The sequence below is a fragment of the Streptomyces sp. NPDC008150 genome (assembly GCF_042956945.1).
Classification (GTDB): domain Bacteria; phylum Actinomycetota; class Actinomycetes; order Streptomycetales; family Streptomycetaceae; genus Streptomyces.
Genome location: NZ_JBIBHJ010000010.1, coordinates 120,649 through 141,825, shown reverse-complemented (window position 1 = coordinate 141,825; position 21,177 = coordinate 120,649). Strand labels below are relative to the sequence as shown.

The window sequence follows — 21,177 nt, the reverse complement described above, 5'->3', positions numbered from 1 at the left end:
TCCGATCAACGCGCGCTCAACGACCGGCCGCCGCCCGTTTCGGTGCCGTCCTCACGGCGGCCGGCGGCACCCGGTGCGAGACTCGGCGGTGCAGACAACGGGAAACTGTCGAGGAGGGCGTTCATGCTCACCACCCGTTTCGTCAACGGCGCTCCGAACTGGCTGGATGTCGACACCCCCGACGTCGAGGGCGCCGCCTCCTTCTACGGCGGCCTCTTCGGCTGGGAGTTCCGGCCGGCCGGGCCCGGTTCCGGGAGCCACGGCCTGTTCCGGCTCGACGGCCGGACCGTGGCCGGCGCGGTGCGGATCCGGCCCGAGCAGGGGCCGCCCGCGTGGACCGTCTACTTCCGCACCCCGGACGCCGGGGCCGCCGCCGAGGCGGCGCGGAAGGCGCATGGCAGCGTGCTCGTGCCGCCCGCGGACGTCGCGGGCCCGGGGCAGGTGGCCGTTCTCGCGGACCGCGCGGGCGTGCCGTTCGGCGTCCGGCAGCCGGGCCGCGTCGAGGGGCTGGACCTCGCGGGCGCGACGGGCTCGCTCTGCTGGGCCGAGCTGTACACGCCGGACGTCGCGGCGGCGGCCGCCTTCTACCACTCGGTGCTCGGCCTGGAGACCTCCGCGGTGTCGTTCCCCGGCGGGACCTACACCGGTGTAGGTCCCGCCGGCGAGGACGAGGACGCCATGTTCGGCGGTGTCGTGGCGCTCGGGGACGACCCGCTGGAGTCCAAGGACGGCGCGTACTGGCTGCCGTACGTGGCGGTCGCCGACGCGGACGCGGTCACCGCGCGGGCGGAGGAACTCGGCGGCACCGTCCGGCTTCCGGCGACGGACGTGCCGGGCGTGGGACGCATCGCCAGGCTGGGCGACCCGTACGGCGCGCGGTTCGCGGTGCTCACCCCCTCGCCGCCCGCGTAGCGGGACGGGGGGCGGGTGCGGGGGCGGGTGCGGCACCGCCGGGCGGTGGGCGACGGCCCGGCGCCCGGCGTCACGCGGAGGCGCGCCGCACGAGGGTGGTCGGCAGGACGACGCCGGCCGGCGAGCCCGCCCCCGCACGGTCGCCGCCCCGCCGCTCGGGCCCGCTCAGCAGCATGCGCGCCATCAGCCGGCCCATCTCCTCGATGTCCTGCCGGATCGTGGTCAGCGGCGGGTCGGTCTGCTCGGCGACCGGCAGCATGTCGTCGAAGCCGACCACGGCGACGTCGTCCGGCACCCGCAGTCCGCGTTCGCGCAGCACCCGCAGCGCGCCGGACGCGGCGAGGTCGTTGGCGGCGAACACCGCGTCCAGGCCGGGGCGCCGGTCCAGCAGCGCGCGCATGGCCCGCTCGCCGCCCGCCGGGGTGAAGTCGCTCTCCTCGACGAGCCCCGGGTCGGCCTCGCCCATGACGTCCCGGTAGCCCTCGTAACGGTCCACGGCGGACGTCTGGTCGAGGGCGCCGGTGATGTGCGCGACGCGGGTGCGCCCCAGCCCGACGAGATGCCGCACCGCGTCCCGGGCACCGCCCCGGTTGTCGCTGTCGACGTACGCCGCGCCCCCGGTGCCGTCGCTCCAGCCGGGGCGGCCGCCGAACACCGTCGGCACGCCCGCGTTGCGGATCAGTCCGGGCAGCGGGTCGTCGAGGTGCAGGGAGAACACCAGCGCGCCGTCGACGTGTCCCCCGGCCAGATAGCGCCCGACGCGGGCGTGGTCCGCGCGCCCCTCGGTGAGCAGCAGGACGAGTTGGGCGTCGTGCGCGGTCAACTCCTTGCTGATGCCGCGTAGTTGCAGGGCGAAGAAGGGGTCCGCGAAGACGCGCGTCTCGGGTTCGGCGACGACGACGGCGACGGCGTCGTGGCGTTTGGTGACCAGGCTGCGGGCCGCCTGGTTGGGGACGTAGCCGAGTTCGTCGACGGCCTGCCGGACCCGCTCGACGAGGGGATCCCGCACGCCCGAACCGCCGTTGACGACGCGGGAGACGGTGGCCCGGGACACACCCGCAAGGGCGGCCACGGCCTCCAGGGTGGGGCGCGGCACTGTCTCGCTCACGTGGTGAACTCCTCGTCCGGGGCTGCGGATCAGAATAGCGCCGCGGCGGGAACGTCAGGTCAGCGCGCCGGGAACGTCCGGACAGGAAGGCCGCCATGTGTCTCGCGCCGCACCGTCGCGTCGGCAGCCGGGTGGGTTGGGCCCGGCCGAGCCCAACGCACCTGGGAAGAGCGCGGGTTCGCGGTCGCCCACGGCGAGGAACGCCGCTTCGAGGAGGCGGGCGTGTTGTCCGGGCAGCGTGTCCGCGAGGCCCGGCGGGGCGTGCGCGACCGGGCGTCCGACAGGCCGGGCCGGCAACCCGGGCCGCGCACCGGCGACTTGGTGCTCACCTTCACCATGTGGGCCTCGCCCGGCCCCGGCCCGGCGGTCAGTCCCCGCCGGGGCCCGTGCCGTCGTGGGTCTCCCCCTTGGCCCTGCTGGGCTGCACGCGGGTGGGCTCGCCCGGCATCTTGGGGTACTCCGGCGGGTAGGGCAGATCGCCGAGTCCGTGATCGTGCTCGTCGCGGCGCGCGAGTTCGAGCAGGGACTCCAGGGAGAACCGGTGGTCGTCCATGTCCGCGTGCACGTCGCCGAGTTCGGCGAACCGGGCCGGCATGGTCCCGAGGTCGAAGTCGCGGGGCCTGGCGTCCTGGACCTCGTCCCAGCGCAGCGGCGCGGAGACCGGGGCGTGCGGGTGCGGACGCACCGAGTAGGCGGAGGCGATCGTCCGGTCCCGGGCCGTCTGGTTGTAGTCGAGGAAGATGCGCTCGCCGCGCTCCTCCTTCCACCACTTGACGGTCACCCGGTCCGGCATCCGCCGGGCGAGTTCGCGCCCCACGGCGATCGCGGCGCGGCGGACCTGGGTGAACGTCCAGCGCGGTTCGATCGGCACGAACACGTGCAGGCCGCGTCCGCCGGACGTCTTGGGCCAGCCCCGCAGACCGCCGAACTCCTCCAGCACGGACCGCAGTTCGTGCGCGACGACGACCGCGTCCGTGTAGTCGGTCCCGGGCTGCGGGTCGAGGTCGAGGCGCAGTTCGTCGGGCCGGTCGACGTCACCGCGGCGCACCGGCCAGGGGTGGAAGGTGAGCGTGCCGTACTGGGCGGCCCACAGCACGGCGGCCTCCTCCGTGGGGCACATCTCGTCGGCGCTGCGGCCGCTCGGGAAGGTGATGTGGGCGGTCGGGATCCAGTCGGGCATGTTGCGCGGGGCGCGCTTCTGGAAGAAGGACTCGCCGGTCACCCCGTCGGGGTAGCGCTGCAGGGTGGTGGGGCGGTCGCGCAGGGCGCGCAGGATGCCGGGGCCGACGGCGACGTAGTACCGGGCGAGGTCCAGCTTGGTGTACCCCGGCTCCGGAAAGAACAGCTTGCCGGGACTCGACAGCCGTACCGTCCGGCCGGCCGCCTCCAGTTCCACCGCTTCGCCCATGCCAGCCACCGTAGGCGCACCCCGTACCCGCCGCACCCGCGCGGAGCGCACCGCGTGCGGACGACCGCCCCGGCGCCTTGGGACGGCGTGCGGAACGGCGCGCACCGGTTCCGGGCGGCGCACACGCCGGGCGCGCGGGGCCGGACGGGCCCAGAATCGGAGCATGGACCTGCCGGTGATGCCGCCCGTGAAGCCGATGCTCGCGAAATCCGTGAAGGCGATCCCGCCGGGCATGCAGTACGAGGCGAAGTGGGACGGGTTCCGCGCGATCGTCTTCCGCGACGGGCCCGACGTGGAGCTGGGCAGCCGTACCGGAAAGCCGCTGACCAGGTACTTCCCCGAGCTGGTGGACGCCCTGCGGGAGCGGTTGCCCGATCGCTGCGTCGTGGACGGCGAGATCGTGATCGCGCTCGACGGGCGGCTCGACTTCGACGCGCTGAGCGAGCGCATCCATCCCGCCGAGTCCCGGGTGCGGACGCTCGCCGAGCGGACCCCGGCGTCGTTCGTCGCCTTCGACCTGCTGGCCCTGGCCGACGAGTCGCTGCTCGGCACGCCCCTCACCGACCGCCGCGCCCTGCTCGCGCGCGCCCTCGACGGAGTGGACGCCCCGGTGCACCTGGCGCCCGCGACGACGGACCGGGACGTGGCCCGGCGGTGGTTCGACCAGTACGAGGGCGCGGGCCTCGACGGTGTCGTCGCCAAGCCGCTCGACCTGGCCTACCAGCAGGACCAGCGGGCCATGTTCAAGATCAAGCACGAGCGGACGGCGGACGTGGTGGTCGCGGGCTACCGTCTGCACAAGAGCGGCCCGGTCGTCGGGTCCCTGCTGCTCGGCCTCTACGACGGCCGGGGCGTCCTCCAGCACGTCGGGGTGTCCGCGGCGTTCACGATGGCGCGGCGCGCGGAGCTCGTCGAGGAGCTGGAGCCGCTGCGCCTGGCGGACGCCTCCGAGCACCCGTGGGCAGCCTGGTCCGACGAGAGCGCGCACGAGACGGCCCGGCTGCCCGGCGCGCCCAGCCGCTGGTCGGGCAAGAAGGACCTGTCCTGGGTCCCGCTGCGGCCCGACCGGGTCGCCGAGGTCGCCTACGACCACATGGAGAACGGGGCCCGCTTCCGGCACACGGCCCGCTTCCGCCGCTGGCGCCCGGACCGTATTCCGGAGAGCTGCACGTACGAGCAGTTGGAGGAGCCGGTCGGCTACGACCTCGCGGAGATCCTCGGGCCCCCGTCGGCCTGACGCCCGCACCTCCTGCCCCAGTCGGGCCCCTCTCCCGGAGTTGTCGGCCCGGCCTCCGCCTCTGTTCGCAACTGAGCGGGTATGACCGGCGATGACGGCGATGAGCCGATCAACCGATCAGCACACGAACAGTGACGGCACCGGCCGACAGGCACCGGCAGCAGGCGACGGCGACAGGGGACACGGGTGACCAGGGTGAGCACGGGACGAGGGGCGCGGTCACCGCGCGCGGCGCGGACGACGGCGCTGCTGGCCGTGGCGGCGTTCGCCCTGACGACGGGCTGCACGTCGCGGTCCGGCGGGTCGGACGACGGGCGGGGCGAGACCCCGCGGGCGAGCGCGGACACCCGTTCGCCGTCCGCCTCGGCGTCGGACGACGGCGTCGCCGCGGGCCCGGTGCTCGCGGTCAAGATCGACAACGTGCGGGCCGCCCGACCGCAGACCGGTCTGGACGCCGCGGACGTCGTCTACGCGGAGCAGGTCGAGGGCGGCCTCAGCCGGCTGATGGCGGTATTCGCCGGTGACCTGCCGAAGGTGGTCGGCCCCGTGCGCAGCGCCCGCGAGTCGGACCTGGAACTGCTGCGCCAGTTCGACCGGCCGACGCTGGCCTTCTCCGGGGCCCAGGCCAAGCTGCTGCCGCTGATCGGCAAGGCCCCGCTGACCGCGGTCAGACCGGACGACGACCCCGGGGCGTTCTTCCGCGGCACCGACAAGCAGTCCCCGCACAACCTCTATCTGCGCCCCGCGCGACTGCGCTCCTCGGCACCGGACCAGGGCGGGCTGACCACCGGATTCCGGTTCGGCCCCGCTCCCGAGGGCGGCCGGCCCCGAAGCTCCGTGACCGTGCGCTATCCGGCGGCCTCCTTCGCCTTCCGCTGGTCCGCGGACAAGCACCGGTGGCTGGTCTCGACGGACGGCACGGACACGGTGACGACCGACGGGAAGCGGGTGGCGCCCGCGACGGTCGTCGTGCAGCACGTCACGATCCGCAGGTCCGGCTTCCACGACGTCCTCGGCAACAACACGCCGTACACGGAGACCGTCGGGTCGGGGACCGCCGAGGTGCTGCGGGACGGGAAGGCGTACGACGCCCGCTGGAAGCGCGAAACCCCCGACAGCGGAACGGAGTTCACCAACCCGGACGGCACCCCGATGGACTTCGCGAAGGGCCAGGTGTGGGTGGTGTTCACGAAGGCCCGGTGAGCGGGGCCCCGTTGTCCGGTGCCCGGCCTCAACGGGGCGCGGCCACCGGCTCCGTGGGATTGCGCAGGCCCTCCGCCGCGTCGGACACGCGGCGGAGCAGGTCGAGGAACTGGGACTGCTCCGCCGCGGAGAGCGGGGCCAGGAAGACCTGGTTCATCCGGGCGGTGCGCACGCTCAGCCTGCGGTGGGCGCGGGAACCCTCGTCGGTCGGCCGCAGCAGGAACCGGCGGCCGTCGTCCGGGTCGCGCACCTTGTCGAGGAGGCCCCGGCGGCCGAGCCTGCTGATGACCTCGGCGATCGTGGAGCGGTCGAGGCCGACCCGCTCCCCCACCGTGCGCTGGTCCAGGCCGGGTTCCGCGACGAGCGCGTTCAGGACCGCGAACTGCGGCGAGGTGATCTCCTCGGAGACCATCGTGTTCCACAGCAGGTAGTGCGCCTGCTGGAGGCGACGGGCCAGGTGCCCGGGGTGCATGGAGAGGTCCACCGCGGCCATGTGTGCTCCCGAATTTCGTTGGTGCACTGAACGATACCGTCCGCCCTCCTTCCTGCCACCCCTCCGCGAGGAGTCTCCGACAGTCGCTTTCAGGACTCTTGACGACTCCGGCGTCCGATGGCAGCGTGAGGGGCACCTCGCAGAAATAGTCAGTGCCCTGACTAAAAGCGAAGAGATGAGGCTTCTCGATGGACAAGGTGGTGGCCACGGCCGCGGAGGCGGTGGCCGACGTCGCGGACGGGGCGTCGCTCGCGGTGGGCGGATTCGGCCTGAGCGGTGTGCCGAACGTACTGATCCAGGCCCTGCACGAGCGCGGCGTCAGCGGTCTGTCGGTGGTCTCCAACAACTGCGGGGCCATGGAGTCCGGCCTCGCGGTACTGCTCGCCGCCGGGCGGATCGCCCGGGTCACCGGTTCGTACATCGGCGCCAACAAGGAGTTCGCACGCCAGTACCTGGCCGGTGAGCTGGAGGTCGAGCTGATCCCCCAGGGCACCCTCGCCGAGCGGCTGCGCGCGGGCGGGGCCGGCATCCCCGCCTTCTACACACCGGCCGGCGTGGGCACCCAGGTCGCCGACGGCGGACTGCCCTGGCGCTACGACGGCTCCGGCGGCGTCGCCCTCGCCTCGCCGCCGAAGGAGGTCCGGGAGTTCGACGGCACCGAGTACGTCCTGGAGCGCGGCATCCGCACCGACTTCGCGCTGGTGCGCGCGGCCCGGGGCGACCGGCACGGCAACCTCGTCTTCAACAAGTCCTCCCGCAACTTCAACCCGCTGGCCGCGACCGCCGGACGGATCACCGTCGCCGAGGTCGAACAGCTCGTGGAGCCGGGCGAGTTGGACCCGGACGCGGTGCATCTGCCGGGAATCTTCGTGCAGCGCGTGGTCGCCCTCACGCCCGCCCAGGCCGCCGACAAGGGCATCGAGAAAAGGACGGTGCGCTGACCATGGCGTGGACACGCGACGAGATGGCGGCCCGCGCCGCCCGCGAGCTCCGGGACGGCCAGTACGTCAACCTCGGCATCGGCCTGCCCACCCTCATCCCCGGCCACCTCCCGCCGGGCGTCGAGGTCACCCTCGAATCCGAGAACGGCATCCTCGGCACCGGCCCCTACCCCGCGGACGACGAGGTCGACCCGGACCTGATCAACGCCGGCAAGGAGACCGTCACCGTCCTGCCCGGCGCGTCCTTCTTCGACTCCGCCCTCTCCTTCGCCATGATCCGCGGCGGCCACATCGACGTCGCCGTGCTCGGCGCGATGCAGGTCTCGCAGGGCGGCGACCTCGCCAACTGGGCCGTGCCGGGCAAGCTCGTCACGGGGATCGGCGGCGCCATGGACCTCGTCCACGGCGCCCGCACCGTCATCGTGGTGATGACGCACACCGCCAAGGACGGCTCCCCGAAGATCCTGCGCGAGTGCGCGCTGCCGCTCACCGGGCGCGCCTGCGTGAACCGGATCATCACCGACCTCGGCGTCGTCGACGTCACCGGCGAGGGCCTGGTGCTGGTGGAGACCGCGCCCGGCGTGAGCGTCGCCGAGATCACCGCCAAGACCGATGCCGAACTGCGTGTTCCCGAGGAGATCCAGGCATGACAGCCGTCAAGGACGTGTACGTCGTCGACGCCGTCCGCACCCCGTTCGGCCGCTACAACGGCGCCCTCGCGAGTGTGCGGCCGGACGACCTGGGAGCCCACGTCATCCGCGAACTGCTCGCCCGTACCCCCGGGTTGGACCCGGCGCGGATCGACGACGTGTACTTCGGCAACGCGAACGGCGCCGGCGAGGAGAACCGCAACGTCGGCCGGATGGCCGCCCTGCTCGCCGGGCTGCCGACCTCCGTGCCCGGCGTGACCGTCAACCGGCTCTGCGCCTCCGGGCTGGAGGCCGTCGTCCAGGCCGCCCGCGCGATCGCGCTCGGCGACGCGTCCGTCGCCGTGGCCGGCGGCGTCGAGTCGATGACACGCGCGCCCTACGTCCTGCCCAAGAGCGACCGGCCGTTCCCGGCGGGCAACACCGAGCTGTACTCGACCACACTGGGCTGGCGGATGGTGAACCCGCGGATGGACCCGCAGTGGACCGTGCCGCTGGGCGAGTCGGCCGAACTCATCGCCGACAAGCACGGGATCGGGCGCGAACAGCAGGACGCGTACGCGCTGGAGAGCCACCGCAGGGCCGCGCGGGCGCGGGCGGCAGGCGCGTTCGACGGCGAACTGGTGCCGGTGAACGTCCCGCGCCGCAAGGGCGATCCGCTCGTCGTCGACGCGGACGAGTGCGTGCGCGAGGACGCCTCCCAGGAGGCCATGGCCCGGCTGAAGCCGTCCTTCCGCACCGAGGACGGCACCGTCACCGCGGGCAACGCCTCGCCCCTCAACGACGGCGCCGCCGCGCTGCTGCTGGTCGACGAGGACGGCCTGCGCGCGACCGGCCGCGAACCGCTCGCCCGGATCTCGGCGACCGGGGTGGCCGCGACCGAGCCGCAGTACTTCGGACTCGCCCCCGTCGAGGCCGTCAACCGCGCGCTCGCCAGGGCGGGCAGGAGCTTCGCCGACCTCGACGTCCTGGAACTGAACGAGGCGTTCGCCGCCCAGGTCCTCGGATGCGTCGCGGAATGGCCCGAGTTCGACCCGGCGGTGCTCAACCCGCAGGGCGGCGCGATCGCCCTCGGCCACCCGCTCGGCGCGTCGGGCGCCCGGCTCGCCGGAACCGTCGCCCACCAGCTCGCCCGGCGCGGCGGCGGCACCGGCGTCGCGACCCTCTGCATCGGTGTCGGCCAGGGCCTCGCCCTCGTCCTCGAACGCTGACCGGCACGGGCCAGCGCGCAGCAGCCGCGCCCGCCGAGCCAACAGGCCCTCGCGACAAAGGAGTTCAGGACCATGCCCCTCACCCAGCACGACATAGACCGCGAGATCTCCGAGCGGCACGACGCGTACGAGAAGGGTGTCGCGGGCGGCGCGCCGGTCGAGCACCACCCGCGCCGCGACTACCCGCCCTACCGCTCGTCCCTGCTGCGCCACCCCGAGCAGCCGCCGATATCCATCGACGTGACCAAGGACCCCGAACTGGTGGAGCTGGCCTCCCCCGCGTTCGGCGAACGGGACATCACCGAGATCGACAACGACCTCACCCGGCAGCACACCGGTGAGCCGATCGGCGAGCGGATCACCGTCTCGGGACGACTGCTCGACCGTGAAGGGCGCCCGCTGCGGGGGCAGTTGGTGGAGATCTGGCAGGCCAACTCGGCCGGCCGGTACGCGCACCGGCGGGAGCAGCATGACGCTCCGCTGGACCCCAACTTCACCGGCTCCGGGCGGACGTTGACGGACTCCGAGGGGCGCTACCGCTTCACCAGCGTCCAGCCGGGCCCGTATCCGTGGCGCAACCACGTCAACGCGTGGCGCCCCGCGCACATCCACTTCTCGCTGTTCGGCCCGGTGTTCACCCAACGCCTGGTCACGCAGATGTACTTCCCGAACGACCCGTTGTTCCCGTACGACCCGATCCTCCAGTCCGTCACCGACGACGCGGCACGGCAGCGGCTGGTCGCGACGTACGACCACGACCTGTCGGTGCCCGAGTTCTCGCTCGGCTACCGCTGGGACATCGTGCTGGACGGCCCCGCCGCCACCTGGATCGAGGAAGGTCGCTGACCACCATGACGAAGACCGACAGCAGTACCGGCACCAGCAGCGGCACCAACACCGGCACCGGCAGCCCGGACGGCGTGCCGCTGCCCACCCCCTCGCACACCGTGGGCCCCTTCTACGGCTACGCACTGCCCTTCCCCGGCGGCGGCGACATCGCACCGCTCGGCCACCCGGACAGCGTCACGGTGCGCGGCTACGTCCTCGACGGCGCGGGCGACCCGCTGCCGGACGCCCTCGTCGAGCTGTGGGGCCCCGACCCGGACGGCAAGCTGCCCGCCACCGACGGCTCCATGCGCCGCGACCCCGCGAGCGGCGGCTTCCTCGGGCGCAACGGCGTGGAGTTCACCGGCTGGGGACGCGTGCAGACGGACGCCGACGGCCACTGGTACGCCAGAACGCTGCGGCCGGGCGCACGCGGGCGCAACGCCCAGTACCTGAGCGTCTGCGTGCACGCGCGCGGGCTGCTCGTGCACCTGTTCACACGGATCTACCTGCCGGGCGATGACGCGGCGCTCGCCGCCGACCCGCTGCTGTCGGGCCTGGCCCCCGATCGGCGCGCCACGCTGGTCGCCGCCGACGAGGGCCGTCGGACGTACCGTTTCGACATCCGCCTTCAGGGCGAGGGCGAGACGGTCTTCCTGGAGTACCAGTGACATCTGCCGACCCGGCCACCCCGCACGGCGCCGACACCGAAGCCGCCCCGGAGGCCGACACCGACACCGTTGGCAACGCCGACCCCGTTGGCAACGCCGACCCCGTTGGCAACGCCGACGCCGGGCTGCTGGCCCCCGGGTGGACCGGGTCCCGTGCCGCGACGACGACGAGCGACAGCGCCTTCCTGCGCGCGCTGCTGGATGCGGAGGCCGCACTCACGCGCGCCCAGGCCGCACTCGGACTCGCGCCCGCCGCGGCCGCACGGGCGGTCACGGCCGCCGCACACGCCGGGCACTTCGACGCGCACTCCCTCGCCGTCCGGGCGCGGGCGGGCGGCAACCCCGTCATCCCGCTGGTCGCCGACCTGACGAAGGCGACCGGCGAGCAGTACGGCCCGTACGTCCACCGGGGCGCGACCAGCCAGGACATCATGGACACCGCGACCGTACTGGTGGCCGTGCGGACCCTGGAACCCCTGCTCGCGGACCTCGGCCGCACCGCCGACGCACTGGCCGTCCTCGCCGCCGCGCACCGCGACACCCCCATGCCGGGCCGCACGCTCACCCAGCACGCGGTCCCCACCACGTTCGGCCTCAAGGCGGCCGGCTGGCGCTCGCTCGTCCTCGACGCCCGCGACCGCGTCACCGCCGTACGGGACTCACTGCCCGCCCAACTGGGCGGCGCGGCCGGCACACTGGCCGCCTTCACCGCGTACGGCGCCACCGACGCGACCGCGCTGCCCGCCGCGTACGCCCGCGAACTGGGCCTCGCCGCACCCCTGTTGCCCTGGCACACGCTGCGCACCCCGCTGGCGGACCTGGCCGGGTGCCTCGCCCTGACGGCCGGCGCGCTGGGCAAGTTCGCGGAGGACGTCCTGACCCTCTCGCGCACCGAGATCGCCGAGGTCGCCGAGGCGGGCGGCGGCGGTTCGTCCGCGATGCCGCACAAGGCGAACCCGGTGCGGTCCACGCTGATCGCGGCGGCGGCCCGGCGCGCACCGCAGCTCGCAGCCACGCTGCACGGGTCGCTGGTCGCCGGGGACGAGCGACCGGCCGGCGCCTGGCACGCGGAGTGGGAACCCCTGCGCGACCTGCTGCGCCTGACGGGCGGAGCCGCACGCGACGCCGCCGAACTCGCGGCGGGACTGCGGGTGTTCCCGGACACGATGCGCCAACACCTCGACAGCACACACGGGTTGATCGTCTCGGAACGGCTGTCGGCGGAGCTGGCACCCGTGCTGGGCCGGGCCCGCGCCAAGGAACTGCTCACCGAACTGGCCCGCCGCGCCCACGCCGAGGGGCGCGACCTCGCCGGGCTGCTCGCCGAGAGCCTCGCCGGGGAGGACGTCCCGGCGGACCTCGACCCGGCCGCGCTCACCGACCCCGCCCGCTACACCGGTTCGGCGGGCACCCTCACCGACCGCGCCTTGGAGCGACGTTGACCGAGAACCTGCTCAACCACCGCGTCGAGGGGCCGACTTCCGCACCCCCGCTGCTGCTGGGACCCTCCCTGGGCACCTCGTACGCCCTGTGGGACCAGGTCGCACCCGAGCTGTCCATCAGCCACCGGGTGGTGCGCTGGGACCTCCCCGGGCACGGCGGTTCGGCCGCCGGTCTGATCGGGCCCGGCGCCACGGTCGCCGACCTCGCCGGGCTCGTCCTCACGCTCGCCGACTCCCTCGGCATCGGCCGGTTCGCCTATGCGGGCGTCTCGTTGGGCGGCGCGGTCGGCCTGCACCTCGCCCTGCACCACCCGGAGCGGGTCTCGTCGCTGGCCGTCGTCTGCTCCTCGGCCGACTTCAACGGTGCCGAGCCGTGGCGCGAACGGGCCCGCCTCGTCCGCGCGGAAGGGCTCGCCGGGCTGGCCGAGAGCGCCGACTCGCGCTGGTTCACCCCGGGGTTCACCGTGCCGGAACTGGTCCGCGACCACCGGGACGCCGACCCCGCGGGGTACGCCGCGTGCTGCGACGCGCTGGCCGCCTTCGACCTGACCGACCGGCTGGGCGACATCACCGTGCCCGTGCTGGCCATCGCGGGCCGCGAGGACCCCGCGACGCCTCCCGCGCACCTGCGGCGGATCGCGGACGGGGTGCCGGGCGCCGCCCTCGTCGAGATTCCGGGCGCCTCCCACCTGGCGCCGGCCGAACGTCCGGAGGCGGTACTGGCCGCGCTGCGCGCACACTTCGCCGGTGCCCCGGCCGACCCGGAGTCCGGGACGCGGCCCGGGGCCGCCCAGTCCGGGACGGGGTCAGGGATGCGGTCCGGGATGCGGGTGCGGCGCGAGGTCCTCGGGGACGCGCACGTCGACCGGGCGCAGTCACGGCAGACCGCGTTCACGGCCCGCTTCCAGGACTTCATCTCGCGCTACGCCTGGGGCGAGATCTGGACCGACCCGACGCTCACCCGGCGCGAACGCAGCATGATCACGATGACGGCGCTGGTCGCCCACGGCCACCACGACGAACTCGCCATGCACGTACGAGCGGCCCGGCGCAACGGTCTGACCCCGGAGGAGATCGGCGCCGTCCTGCTCCAGAGCGCCGTGTACTGCGGCGTCCCGGCGGCGAACTCCGCGTTCGCGGCGGCACAGCGGGTGCTGGCGGAGGAGGAGAACGACGCGGGGGCGTGAGGGCGCGGGGGGGGCGTGAGGGCGGGCTGGGGTGCGCTGTGTGGGGCCGCGCGAGGTGACGCGGGGCGCGGCGCGCGGCCCGAGGCTGCGCGGGACCCGGGATGACGCGCAGGGCCAGGGGTGACGCGCGAGGTCGGGCGGGGCGCGAGCGGTGCTCTCCGAGGTGAGCAGCGCTCACGGACGTGATCCCCGCTCCGGGCTGTGAGCGGCGCTCCCTGTCGCGAGCAGCGGTCCGCATCGCGATCGACGCTCCAAACCGTGAGCACCGCTCTCCAAGGTGAGCGGTGCCCCACCCTGTGAGCAGCGCCCTCCAGCGTGAACACTGGTCCACAACGAGAGCACCGCTCCGATTCGCCAGCAGCGCTCCAAAGCGTGAGCGGCGCTCCGAAGGGTGAACAGCGCTCTCCGGGGCGAGCGGTGCCACACTCAGCGAGCACCAGTCCACAACGAGAGCACCGCTCCGAACCGGGAGCACCGCCCCACCTAGCGAGCACCGCTCCGAACCGCGAGCGCCGCCCCACCCAGCGAGCACCGGCCCGCCCTGTGAGCACCGCTCTCCAACGCGAGCACCCCTCAGCGCACGCGAGCCCCGCCCCACTCCGTGAGCACCGCTCGCCCCAGCGAGCAGCCGCCCCCTCCGCGAGCACCGCTCACCGACCAACGCCCCAGAGCCCCGCCCTCATCAGCGCGCGCGAACGAACCCTGCCCGCCCTCAGCGCGCGCGAACGAACCCTGCCCGCCCTCAGCGCGCGCGAACGAACCCTGCCCGCCCTCAGCGCGCGAGCGAACCTCCCCGGCCTCGGCGCGCGCGAGCGAACCGTCCGCCCACGCGAGCACCGCCTCGCGCACGCACGCCCTCACCCCTGGCCGTTCTCCGCCTTCAGTGCCGTCAGCGCCTGCTCCGCCAGGCCGTCCGCGCCGCACGAGCGGGCCAGTGCCAAACCCCGCTTGAGTTCGGAGACCGAGCGGGCGGCGATGCCGTACTCGACGCGGGCCGCGGCGTGTTCGTACTGGCAGGGCGAGGCCTCCAGGTACGCGACGGCCTGCCGGGCGAGTTCGACCGCCCGGCGGCCGGTCTCCAGGGAGGCCGCGCAGCGCAGGGACTCGCCTATGGCCGTGTCGGTGCCGAACCGCTCGGCGCGGCGGCGCAGGTCGGCGACGAGTCCGGCGGCGCGGGACGGGTCCTCGGTGGCGAGGGCTCCGGCCAGGTCCACCGCCCACGGCACCATCACCGGATTGTGGTGGCCGCGGACGGACGCCTCCTTCTCGGCGGCCTCCAGCTCGTTGATCGCGTCCTTGGTGCGGCCGACCGCGAGCAGCAGCCGTCCGCGCACGGAGTGCGGGTCGGGCAGCACGATGGTGGACGGGTAGGGCGGTCCGAACCCGTACTGCACGGACACCGCCCACGCCTCGTCGACGTGGCCGCGGGCGAGCAGGGTGTCGACCAGGTTGCAGGTGGCGGACCAGTACAACGGCAGCCCGCGGCCGACGCGTTCGGCGTGCCGCAGGGATTCGCGCAGCGACTTCTCCGCCTCGCGCAGCCGGCCGCGCCTGCGGTGGCCGAGCCCGAGGTAGGCGTGGGCCAGGGAGAGGTGGCCGCCGCTCCAGCCGGCGCCCTCGTAGGCGCGCAGGGCCTCGTTGAACAGGCTCTCCGCGCGGTCGAGCCGGTCGGTGTAGGCGTACGAACTCGCCAGCATCATCAGCGGTTCGATGCCCCACTCGGTGTCGGTCCAGCCGAGTCCGGGCGCGAGGCGGCCGTTGACGAGGGCCCGGTCGCACAGTTCGACGACCTCCTCGGCGTTCTCGCCGTGGGTCATGGCGTCGAAGCCGCGCAGGATCAGCAGGGCGCGCTCGGAGTTGTCGCGGCCGGTGCAGCCGCGAGCGAGCCGGGCGAGCCGTTCGGAGCGTCCGGGAGAGGAGGACTGGCCGGCGTGGATGCCCTCCCACATGTACTGCACGGCCTGGAGGCGCATGCGTGCCGGGCCGGGTTCCTGCCGGGCCGCCTCGTCCTCGACGGTGCGGACCGCGTCCTCCAACTGGTCGTTGTGCATGAGCGCCTGGGACAACCGGCAGACCGCGTCGACGCGGGTGTTCTCGTCGAGTCCGCTCATGGAGAGGGCGGCGCGCAGATGGCCGATGGTGGTCGCGGGGGCGGTCAGCAGGGTGGCGCAGCCGAGTTCGTAGAGGACCTGGGCGTGGGCGCGGGGGTGCGGCGGTTCCTTGAGGGCGCGTTCCAGGCAGCGGCGGGCCGCGTCGGGCGCACCGACGGCGAGGTGTTCGCGGGCGGCGTCGCGCAGTTGGGCGACGACTTCCTGGTCGTCGTCCGGGTGGACCTGGAGCAGGTGGCGGGAGGCGGCGGCCGCGCCGCGTCCGGAGTCGGTGACGATCTGTGCGGCGATGCCGTGCATCGCGGTGCACATCCCGGGCGGTATCGAGTTGTAGACGTCGGTGGCGATCAGCGGGTGCATGAACTCCAGGTCGCCGTCCGCCGCGCTGCCGTCCGACGCGTCCGGTGAGGTCAGGATGCGGGCGGAGCGCAGGAGTTCGGCGCAGCGCAGGGCGTCCCGGCGCTGCATGGTGGCGAGTTGGGCCGCGAGGTCGACGGAGATGCCGGTGCCGAGGATCGCGGCCGCCCAGGCGAACCGGGTGGCGTCGATGCCCAGTTCCTCCAGCCGGGCGACCAGGCCGCCGCCGCGGGCCGCGCGGTTCAGTTCGCGCAGTTCGGCGGCCTCGGCCTCGACGGGCTCGATCCCGCTCTCCTTGACCTTGGCGAGGAGTTCCACGGCCTCGTAGGGGTTGCCGTTGGTGACCGCCCACACCTCGCGGCAGAACGCGTCGTCCGCGCGGCGGCCGAGCCGGGCGCGGGTGAGGTCGGCGGCTGCGTCGGGGGTCAGTCTGCTGAGGGTGCCGACGGGCCGGCCCACGGCGGTGATCCGGTCGAGGTGCCCCGCGCTCGCCCCGCCGACGTCGCCCGGCCTGCGGGCCACGATCACCAACACGGCGAGGTCTTCCAGGCGTTCGGCGAAGTCGGCGAGCCAGTGCAGGGTCTCCTGGTCGGCCCAGTGGGCGTCGTCGATCAGCAGCACCAGGGGCCACTCGGCCGTCGCAAGCCGGCGCACCGCCTCGACCATGCCGTCGCACACCGCCTGCGGGTCGGCGTGCGAGCCGCCGGGTTCCGCTATGCCGAGGGCGGGGCCGGCGATGTCGTACCAGTCGTCGAGGTACTGGCGGGCCTCGTCCTCCGTGAGCGAGACCAGCGCGGGCTGGAGCAACTGCCGTACGACGTGGAACGGTACGGACCGCAGGGTCTCCGCGCCGCGTGCCGTCCAGACCTTGCAGCCGCGGGCCTCGGCGATGCGGCGCGCCTCCGACAGGAGGGCCGTCTTGCCGAGTCCCGCCTCGCCGCGAACCACCAACACCCCGCCGGATGCGGCCTCGTCGGCGCACAGAGCCTCAACTGCCGCCACGACGGCGCCCAGTTCGCGCTCACGCTCCAGCAGGGGAGCCGAGGCGGTCGCGGCCGGCCGTGCCTGGGTCATCCCGTCCCCTCCCGAGTCGCCCGAAACGACGTATCGACCTTGAGAGTAGTCCTTGGCCACCGGTCCTGGGGCGGGTCCCCGGACCTCTTGCCGTAATGGGTGACGACGCGGTATGGGGGCCGGATCCGCGGACGGGACGGGCTGCCGCGAGGACCCGCCGCGCGGGGAACCGCGCGGGGAACGGGGTCCTCTCATCCGCCTTTCACCGACGCCTCATACGGTGGTGTCATGACGCAGGCGACTCCCCCCGGCTGGTACCCCGACCCCGGGCAGACAAGTGACGGTCCCGCAGCCGAGCGCTGGTGGGACGGCAACACGTGGACGGACCGGACCCGGACCGCGGACGCGGCCGGTGCCTGGGGCCCTCCCGCACCCCCGGCCCCCGGGGCGTATCCGGACTACCTGGCGTATCCCGCCAAGCCCCCGGCCTCCCGCAGGGGCCTGCGGACCGGCATCGCCGTCGTGGCGGCCGTCGTGGTGCTCGCGGCCGTCGGTGTCTCGGTGTACGCGCTCGGCAAGGACAGCGGGAACAGCGACCGGGCCGGCAGCTCGCAGCAGGTGCCGGGCGGCCAGAACGGGGCGGGCGGGCAGGAGGGTTCCGGCGGGCAGGGCGGGCCCTTCGGCGGCCAGGGCGGTACCGACGGCCAGGGCGGCACGGGCGGCACGGGCGGTTCCGACGGGTCCGGCGGCACGGGCGAGTCGCCCGCCCCGGAGGGCTCCGAGGCACCGAAGATCGAGAGCGGTTCGGTGACCGACCCGGTCTCCGGGATCAGCCTCCCCATCCCGGACGACTGGTACGGCCAGCAGCTCAGCGTGGGTGCCCAGGTCACGTCGAACAGCTCGTACAAGTGCCCCGGGGACACGTCGAAGTCCTGCACCAAGGGCGGCGCGTACTCGGCGCCCGCGCAGGTTCTCGGCACGTCCGGCAGCACGGCCGAGGCGGTCGCCAAGGCCGACATCGCGGCCAACGCGAAGGAGTCGTACGGCGGCACGACCTACGGCAGGATCAGCTCGCACCAGGTGCTGGACTCCAAGGCCGTGACGGTCGCGGGGCAGAAGGGCTACCTCGTGCGCTGGAAGGCGGTCACCAGCAAGGGATCGGACGGCTACGTCGAGTCGCTCGCGTTCCCGTCGCCCTCGGTGTCCGGCGAGATGGTCGTCGTCCGCTTCGGCGTGGACGTCGGTGAGGAGCAGTCGGTGATCGACACCATCACCAACGGCATCAAGCAGGCGTCGACGGGCGGCGGCGACGGCCAGAAGGTCTGACGGCCGCCGGCACGGAAGCGGACGGACGAGAAGCGGGGCCCGGCGGCAAGCCGGGCCCCGCTTCCGTTCGGCCGGGCCGGGTTCCTCTCCGCTCCAGAGGAACCCGGCCCGGCCGGGGGTGCGCGCCGCCCCCGTCCCCACGGTGCGGCGCGGGCAGGCCGCCGACCGGTCATCCCGGGTTCGGCGGCCTGAGTCCTAGGTGAGGCCGAGTGCCGGCAGCACGGCGGCCTCCACGAACCGGAGCAGGTACTCCGAGTCCGCGTACTTCCCTTCCAGCACGGGCCGCACGCGCAGCACGCCGAACATCTGCGCGGGCACGTACTCCAGCGCCGGCTGGTCCGCCGCGATCTCGCCGCGGGCGACACCGCGCCGGACGATCTCCTGGAGCGCGGCGATCTCCGGTTCGACGACCGCCTCGCGCAGGGCGAGCGCCAGCTCCTTGTCCTGCATGACCGCGTGCCCGAGCGCCTGGAGGAGCTTGGTGTCCTTCACCGACCAGTCGCCCGCGGCGCGTGCCGCGAGCCGCAGGTCGTCGGCGAGCGAGCCGGTGTCGATGCCGTCGAAACGGACCTGCCGTCCCGACCGCAGGGCGGCCGCCACGAACTGCGGTTTCGTCTGCCACTGCCGGTAGAGCGTGGACTTGCTGCACCGCGTGGTGGACGCGACGCCCTCCATGGTGACGGCTTCGTAGCCGCATTCGCGGATCTGGTCGAGAACGGCGTCGAAGAACTCCTGCTCACGCTCCCGCGTCAGCTTCGAGCGGCGCGTGGCGACAACCGATTCCGGTTCCTCCGCGGCCTGCGACGTCATCGACTCATCTCCTTGTCCGGGGCCCGTCCCGCGAGCTCCAAACTCAAGTGTGCCTGTATCGATACGCCAGTGTACCGGTACACAATCGTATCGGTACACTGGCGTATCGGTACGTCCTCGTATCGATGGTTCGTCCGCTCCGCGGCGGTCCAGTTCCACCCACGCACGACCGTCAGCAAAGGGGCGGGGGATGACATCCCGATCCGAGCCTGCAGGGGCACTGCACGATGCCACGGCCAGGCCGCCGCTCGTCCGGGAGCTTCTGCTCGTCACCGGACTTCTCCTCGTGTACAAGCTCGGCCGCCAGCTGGTGGCCGGCCACACCACCGAGGCCTTCCGCAACGCCCACCACGTCTGGGACCTGGAACGCACGCTCCGGCTGCCCGGCGAGGGGTCGGTGCAGTCGCTGCTGCTGCACAGCCACACCCTCGTACGCGTCGCCGACACCTACTACGCGACCGTGCACTTCCCGGCGACCCTGGCCTTCCTGGTGTGGCTCTACCTGCGGCGCCCCGGGCACTACGTCTGGGCGCGCCGGGTGCTGGCGGCGCTGACCGCGGCCGCGCTGGTGCTGCACCTCACGTTCCCGCTCGCGCCGCCGAGGATGCTGGCCGCCGCGGGCCTGGTGGACACCGGGCACGTGTACGGGCCGTCGGTGTACGGGCCGCCGCAGACCGACCACCTCTCCAACCAGTTCGCGGCGATGCCGTCGCTGCACTTCGGGTGGGCGCTGATGGTGGCGATCGGCCTGATCGCCGCGACGCGCTCGCGGTGGCGCTGGCTGTGGCTGCTGCATCCGCTGGTCACGCTCGTCGTGATAATCGGCACGGCCAACCACTACTGGGCCGACACGATCGTGGTGACCGCCCTGCTCGGGATCGCGCTCGCGGTGGTGCACCCGCCGCACCGCCCGAGCGGGTCCGCCCGGCCGCCCGGGAACGAGCGGCTGCCCGCCGAGGCCGTCGGCCGTGACCTCGTGGGGGTCGGCCGGTGAACGCCACCCTCGTCGCCGTGGTCCTGTCGCTCTTCTCCGCCGTCGCCTACGCCGCCGCGGCCGTCGCCCAGGAACGCCTGGCGTCCCGCTCGCCGGGCGCGGGCGTGGGCCGGCTGCTGGGCGCGGCCGCCTGGTGGTGGTCGGTGGCGCTCAACGCCTCCGCCGCGCTGCTGCACGTCGTGGCCCTCAAGTACGGGACGCTCACGGTCGTCCAGCCGCTGGGCGCGCTGACCCTGGTCGCCGCCGTGCCGATGGGTGCCCGCGTGGCGGGCCGGCCGGTGCTCGCCGCCGAGTGGCGGGGCACCGCGCTCACCCTCGCCGGACTGTCCGCGCTGCTGGTCTCGGCGTCGGGTTCGGCGCCGGACAGGGTGCTGGGCGTGCCCGAGGCGCTGACCGTCGCGGGGACGACGGCCGCGTTGATCGGCCTGCTGTGCCGGCCGGGCGCACGCCCGGGACTGCGGCACGCGTCCGCGTCGGGCTTCGCGTCGGGTGTCGCCTCCGCGCTGACCCAGACGGTGACGGTCGCGGCGACCGACCGTTCGCAGTCCCTGCTGAGCTGGCAGGTGGTCGGGGTCGCGGTGCTCGTCGCGCTGTTCGCGGCGGGCGGTCTGCTCCTGTCGCAGGTCGCCTACCGGGGCGGTCTCGGCGCACCGCTCGCCGTGGTGACGCTGGCCAACCCGGTGGCCGCCGCCGCGATCGGCATCTGCCTGCTGGACGAGCGGCTGCGGGGCGGGGCGGCCGGTGTGCTGCTGGCGCTGGTGGGCGCGGGGCTCGCGTCGTGGGGCGTGGTCCTGCTCACCCGGGTGACGCCGGCCGCGGTCCAACTGGCGTCCGGCACCGCGCCGGTGACCGCCCCGCTCCCCGCAACGGCAACGGCAACGGCAACGGCAACGGCAACGGCAACGGTGCCCTCCCCCGGCCACGGCTCCCCCGCGGCCGAGGAGGCCCCCGGTCCGCTGGAGGACGCCGAGCACCCGGTCGCCGCCGTGCTGGCGCTCGAGGCTGGTGCCGCGCCGACCGAGCGCGCCGCGAACACCGCCGCCGTGCCGGGCGCCACCGTGCCGCGCCCGCTGCTGCGCCGGCCGTCGCAGGACCACGTCACGACGTCCTGAACCCCCTTCCGGCACACGGGAGTCGGAGCCCCGGCCCCGCCCGGGACGCGAACGGCGGCCGGGGGGCCCCGCGTTTAACCCGGGCCCCCGGCCCCCGGGGCGGCGCGGGGGGGGGGGGGGGGGCCGGGCCCCGGGGCCCCGGGCCCGGGCGCCGGCGGGGCAGCCCCCGCC

18 protein-coding genes are annotated in these 21,177 nt (G+C 74.2%); 13 read left to right on the top strand and 5 right to left on the bottom strand.

Annotated features, from left to right (window positions below; all coding sequences use genetic code 11):
- The first annotated feature begins 123 nt into the window (after positions 1 to 123).
- Positions 124 to 912, top strand: a complete 789-nt coding sequence (locus ACFZA0_RS24080) for a VOC family protein (protein ID WP_391020517.1) — start codon at positions 124 to 126, stop codon at positions 910 to 912.
- Between the two features lie 70 nt (positions 913 to 982).
- Here ACFZA0_RS24080 and ACFZA0_RS24075 read toward each other — a convergent pair whose 3' ends face one another.
- Positions 983 to 2,020 (bottom strand): substrate-binding domain-containing protein, encoded by a 1,038-nt coding sequence (locus tag ACFZA0_RS24075; protein ID WP_391020516.1) that lies wholly within the window; start codon positions 2,018 to 2,020, stop codon positions 983 to 985.
- Positions 2,021 to 2,387: 367 nt separating this feature from the next.
- The gene (gene ligD, locus ACFZA0_RS24070; protein WP_391020514.1) at positions 2,388 to 3,428 is read right to left on the bottom strand and encodes a non-homologous end-joining DNA ligase; all 1,041 of its coding nucleotides are present in this window, start codon (positions 3,426 to 3,428) and stop codon (positions 2,388 to 2,390) included.
- Between the two features lie 163 nt (positions 3,429 to 3,591).
- Here ligD and ACFZA0_RS24065 point away from each other — a divergent pair, with 163 nt between their 5' ends.
- Both ACFZA0_RS24065 and ACFZA0_RS24060 read left to right on the top strand, forming a co-directional pair.
- Positions 3,592 to 4,665, top strand: coding sequence for an ATP-dependent DNA ligase (locus tag ACFZA0_RS24065; protein WP_391020512.1), 1,074 nt, complete (start codon positions 3,592 to 3,594; stop codon positions 4,663 to 4,665).
- 195 nt (positions 4,666 to 4,860) lie between these two features.
- The gene (locus ACFZA0_RS24060; protein WP_391020510.1) at positions 4,861 to 5,868 is read left to right on the top strand and encodes a DUF3048 domain-containing protein; all 1,008 of its coding nucleotides are present in this window, start codon (positions 4,861 to 4,863) and stop codon (positions 5,866 to 5,868) included.
- Positions 5,869 to 5,896: 28 nt separating this feature from the next.
- Here the strand turns inward: ACFZA0_RS24060 and ACFZA0_RS24055 are convergent, their stop codons facing one another.
- On the bottom strand, positions 5,897 to 6,361 hold the full coding sequence (locus ACFZA0_RS24055) for a MarR family transcriptional regulator (RefSeq protein WP_391020509.1): 465 nt from the start codon (positions 6,359 to 6,361) through the stop codon (positions 5,897 to 5,899).
- Between the two features lie 188 nt (positions 6,362 to 6,549).
- Between ACFZA0_RS24055 and ACFZA0_RS24050 the strand changes: the two genes are divergently transcribed.
- The 7 genes from ACFZA0_RS24050 (at position 6,550) to pcaD (ending at position 13,285) form a co-directional block, all read left to right on the top strand.
- The gene (locus ACFZA0_RS24050) at positions 6,550 to 7,302 is read left to right on the top strand and encodes a 3-oxoacid CoA-transferase subunit A (protein ID WP_391020507.1); all 753 of its coding nucleotides are present in this window, start codon (positions 6,550 to 6,552) and stop codon (positions 7,300 to 7,302) included.
- Between the two features lie 2 nt (positions 7,303 to 7,304).
- Positions 7,305 to 7,952 carry a 3-oxoacid CoA-transferase subunit B gene (locus ACFZA0_RS24045; protein ID WP_391020505.1) on the top strand — a complete coding sequence of 216 codons (648 nt, stop codon included), beginning with the start codon at positions 7,305 to 7,307 and terminating at the stop codon, positions 7,950 to 7,952.
- Complete coding sequence (locus ACFZA0_RS24040) at positions 7,949 to 9,160, top strand: acetyl-CoA C-acyltransferase (RefSeq protein WP_391020503.1); 1,212 nt, start codon at positions 7,949 to 7,951, stop codon at positions 9,158 to 9,160. The genes ACFZA0_RS24045 and ACFZA0_RS24040 overlap by 4 nt, the downstream gene beginning before the upstream one ends.
- A gap of 72 nt (positions 9,161 to 9,232) precedes the next feature.
- Positions 9,233 to 10,006 (top strand): protocatechuate 3,4-dioxygenase subunit beta, encoded by a 774-nt coding sequence (pcaH, locus tag ACFZA0_RS24035; protein ID WP_391020501.1) that lies wholly within the window; start codon positions 9,233 to 9,235, stop codon positions 10,004 to 10,006.
- A 5-nt stretch (positions 10,007 to 10,011) separates the two neighbouring features.
- Entirely contained in the window at positions 10,012 to 10,656 is a 645-nt protein-coding gene (gene pcaG / locus ACFZA0_RS24030) for a protocatechuate 3,4-dioxygenase subunit alpha (RefSeq protein WP_391020499.1), read from the top strand.
- Between the two features lie 125 nt (positions 10,657 to 10,781).
- Positions 10,782 to 12,098, top strand: a complete 1,317-nt coding sequence (pcaB, locus tag ACFZA0_RS24025) for a 3-carboxy-cis,cis-muconate cycloisomerase (RefSeq protein ID WP_391020835.1) — start codon at positions 10,782 to 10,784, stop codon at positions 12,096 to 12,098.
- Positions 12,095 to 13,285, top strand: a complete 1,191-nt coding sequence (pcaD, locus tag ACFZA0_RS24020; protein ID WP_391020497.1) for a 3-oxoadipate enol-lactonase — start codon at positions 12,095 to 12,097, stop codon at positions 13,283 to 13,285. The genes pcaB and pcaD overlap by 4 nt, the downstream gene beginning before the upstream one ends.
- A gap of 857 nt (positions 13,286 to 14,142) precedes the next feature.
- Here the strand turns inward: pcaD and ACFZA0_RS24015 are convergent.
- Positions 14,143 to 16,824: an AAA family ATPase gene (locus ACFZA0_RS24015; protein ID WP_391020495.1), complete on the bottom strand. Its 2,682-nt coding sequence runs from the start codon at positions 16,822 to 16,824 to the stop codon at positions 14,143 to 14,145.
- Positions 16,825 to 17,052: 228 nt separating this feature from the next.
- On the opposite strand from ACFZA0_RS24015, the gene ACFZA0_RS24010 reads away from it, so the two are divergent.
- Entirely contained in the window at positions 17,053 to 18,090 is a 1,038-nt protein-coding gene (locus tag ACFZA0_RS24010; protein WP_391020493.1) for a DUF2510 domain-containing protein, read from the top strand.
- 195 nt (positions 18,091 to 18,285) lie between these two features.
- Here the strand turns inward: ACFZA0_RS24010 and ACFZA0_RS24005 are convergent, their stop codons facing one another.
- A complete protein-coding gene (locus tag ACFZA0_RS24005) occupies positions 18,286 to 18,900 on the bottom strand; it encodes a TetR/AcrR family transcriptional regulator C-terminal ligand-binding domain-containing protein (RefSeq protein WP_391020491.1) in 615 nt (204 codons plus the stop codon).
- A gap of 190 nt (positions 18,901 to 19,090) precedes the next feature.
- Between ACFZA0_RS24005 and ACFZA0_RS24000 the strand changes: the two genes are divergently transcribed.
- Complete coding sequence (locus ACFZA0_RS24000) at positions 19,091 to 19,894, top strand: phosphatase PAP2 family protein (RefSeq protein ID WP_391020489.1); 804 nt, start codon at positions 19,091 to 19,093, stop codon at positions 19,892 to 19,894.
- On the top strand, positions 19,891 to 21,006 hold the full coding sequence (locus ACFZA0_RS23995; RefSeq protein ID WP_391020487.1) for a hypothetical protein: 1,116 nt from the start codon (positions 19,891 to 19,893) through the stop codon (positions 21,004 to 21,006). Before ACFZA0_RS24000 ends, ACFZA0_RS23995 begins: the two co-directional genes overlap by 4 nt.
- Positions 21,007 to 21,177 lie beyond the last annotated feature (171 nt).

Excerpts from the sequence above, each read along its gene's own strand:
- ACFZA0_RS24080 (WP_391020517.1), top strand. The coding sequence starts at position 124 with ATGCTCACCACCCGTTTCGTCAACGGCGCTCCGAACTGGCTGGATGTC.
- ligD (WP_391020514.1), bottom strand. The coding sequence starts at position 3,428 with ATGGGCGAAGCGGTGGAACTGGAGGCGGCCGGCCGGACGGTACGGCTG.
- ACFZA0_RS24065 (WP_391020512.1), top strand. The coding sequence starts at position 3,592 with ATGGACCTGCCGGTGATGCCGCCCGTGAAGCCGATGCTCGCGAAATCC.
- ACFZA0_RS24055 (WP_391020509.1), bottom strand. The coding sequence starts at position 6,361 with ATGGCCGCGGTGGACCTCTCCATGCACCCCGGGCACCTGGCCCGTCGC.
- ACFZA0_RS24050 (WP_391020507.1), top strand. The coding sequence starts at position 6,550 with ATGGACAAGGTGGTGGCCACGGCCGCGGAGGCGGTGGCCGACGTCGCG.
- ACFZA0_RS24045 (WP_391020505.1), top strand. The coding sequence starts at position 7,305 with ATGGCGTGGACACGCGACGAGATGGCGGCCCGCGCCGCCCGCGAGCTC.
- ACFZA0_RS24040 (WP_391020503.1), top strand. The coding sequence starts at position 7,949 with ATGACAGCCGTCAAGGACGTGTACGTCGTCGACGCCGTCCGCACCCCG.
- pcaH (WP_391020501.1), top strand. The coding sequence starts at position 9,233 with ATGCCCCTCACCCAGCACGACATAGACCGCGAGATCTCCGAGCGGCAC.
- pcaG (WP_391020499.1), top strand. The coding sequence starts at position 10,012 with ATGACGAAGACCGACAGCAGTACCGGCACCAGCAGCGGCACCAACACC.
- ACFZA0_RS24015 (WP_391020495.1), bottom strand. The coding sequence starts at position 16,824 with ATGACCCAGGCACGGCCGGCCGCGACCGCCTCGGCTCCCCTGCTGGAG.
- ACFZA0_RS24010 (WP_391020493.1), top strand. The coding sequence starts at position 17,053 with ATGACGCAGGCGACTCCCCCCGGCTGGTACCCCGACCCCGGGCAGACA.
- ACFZA0_RS24005 (WP_391020491.1), bottom strand. The coding sequence starts at position 18,900 with ATGACGTCGCAGGCCGCGGAGGAACCGGAATCGGTTGTCGCCACGCGC.
- ACFZA0_RS24000 (WP_391020489.1), top strand. The coding sequence starts at position 19,091 with ATGACATCCCGATCCGAGCCTGCAGGGGCACTGCACGATGCCACGGCC.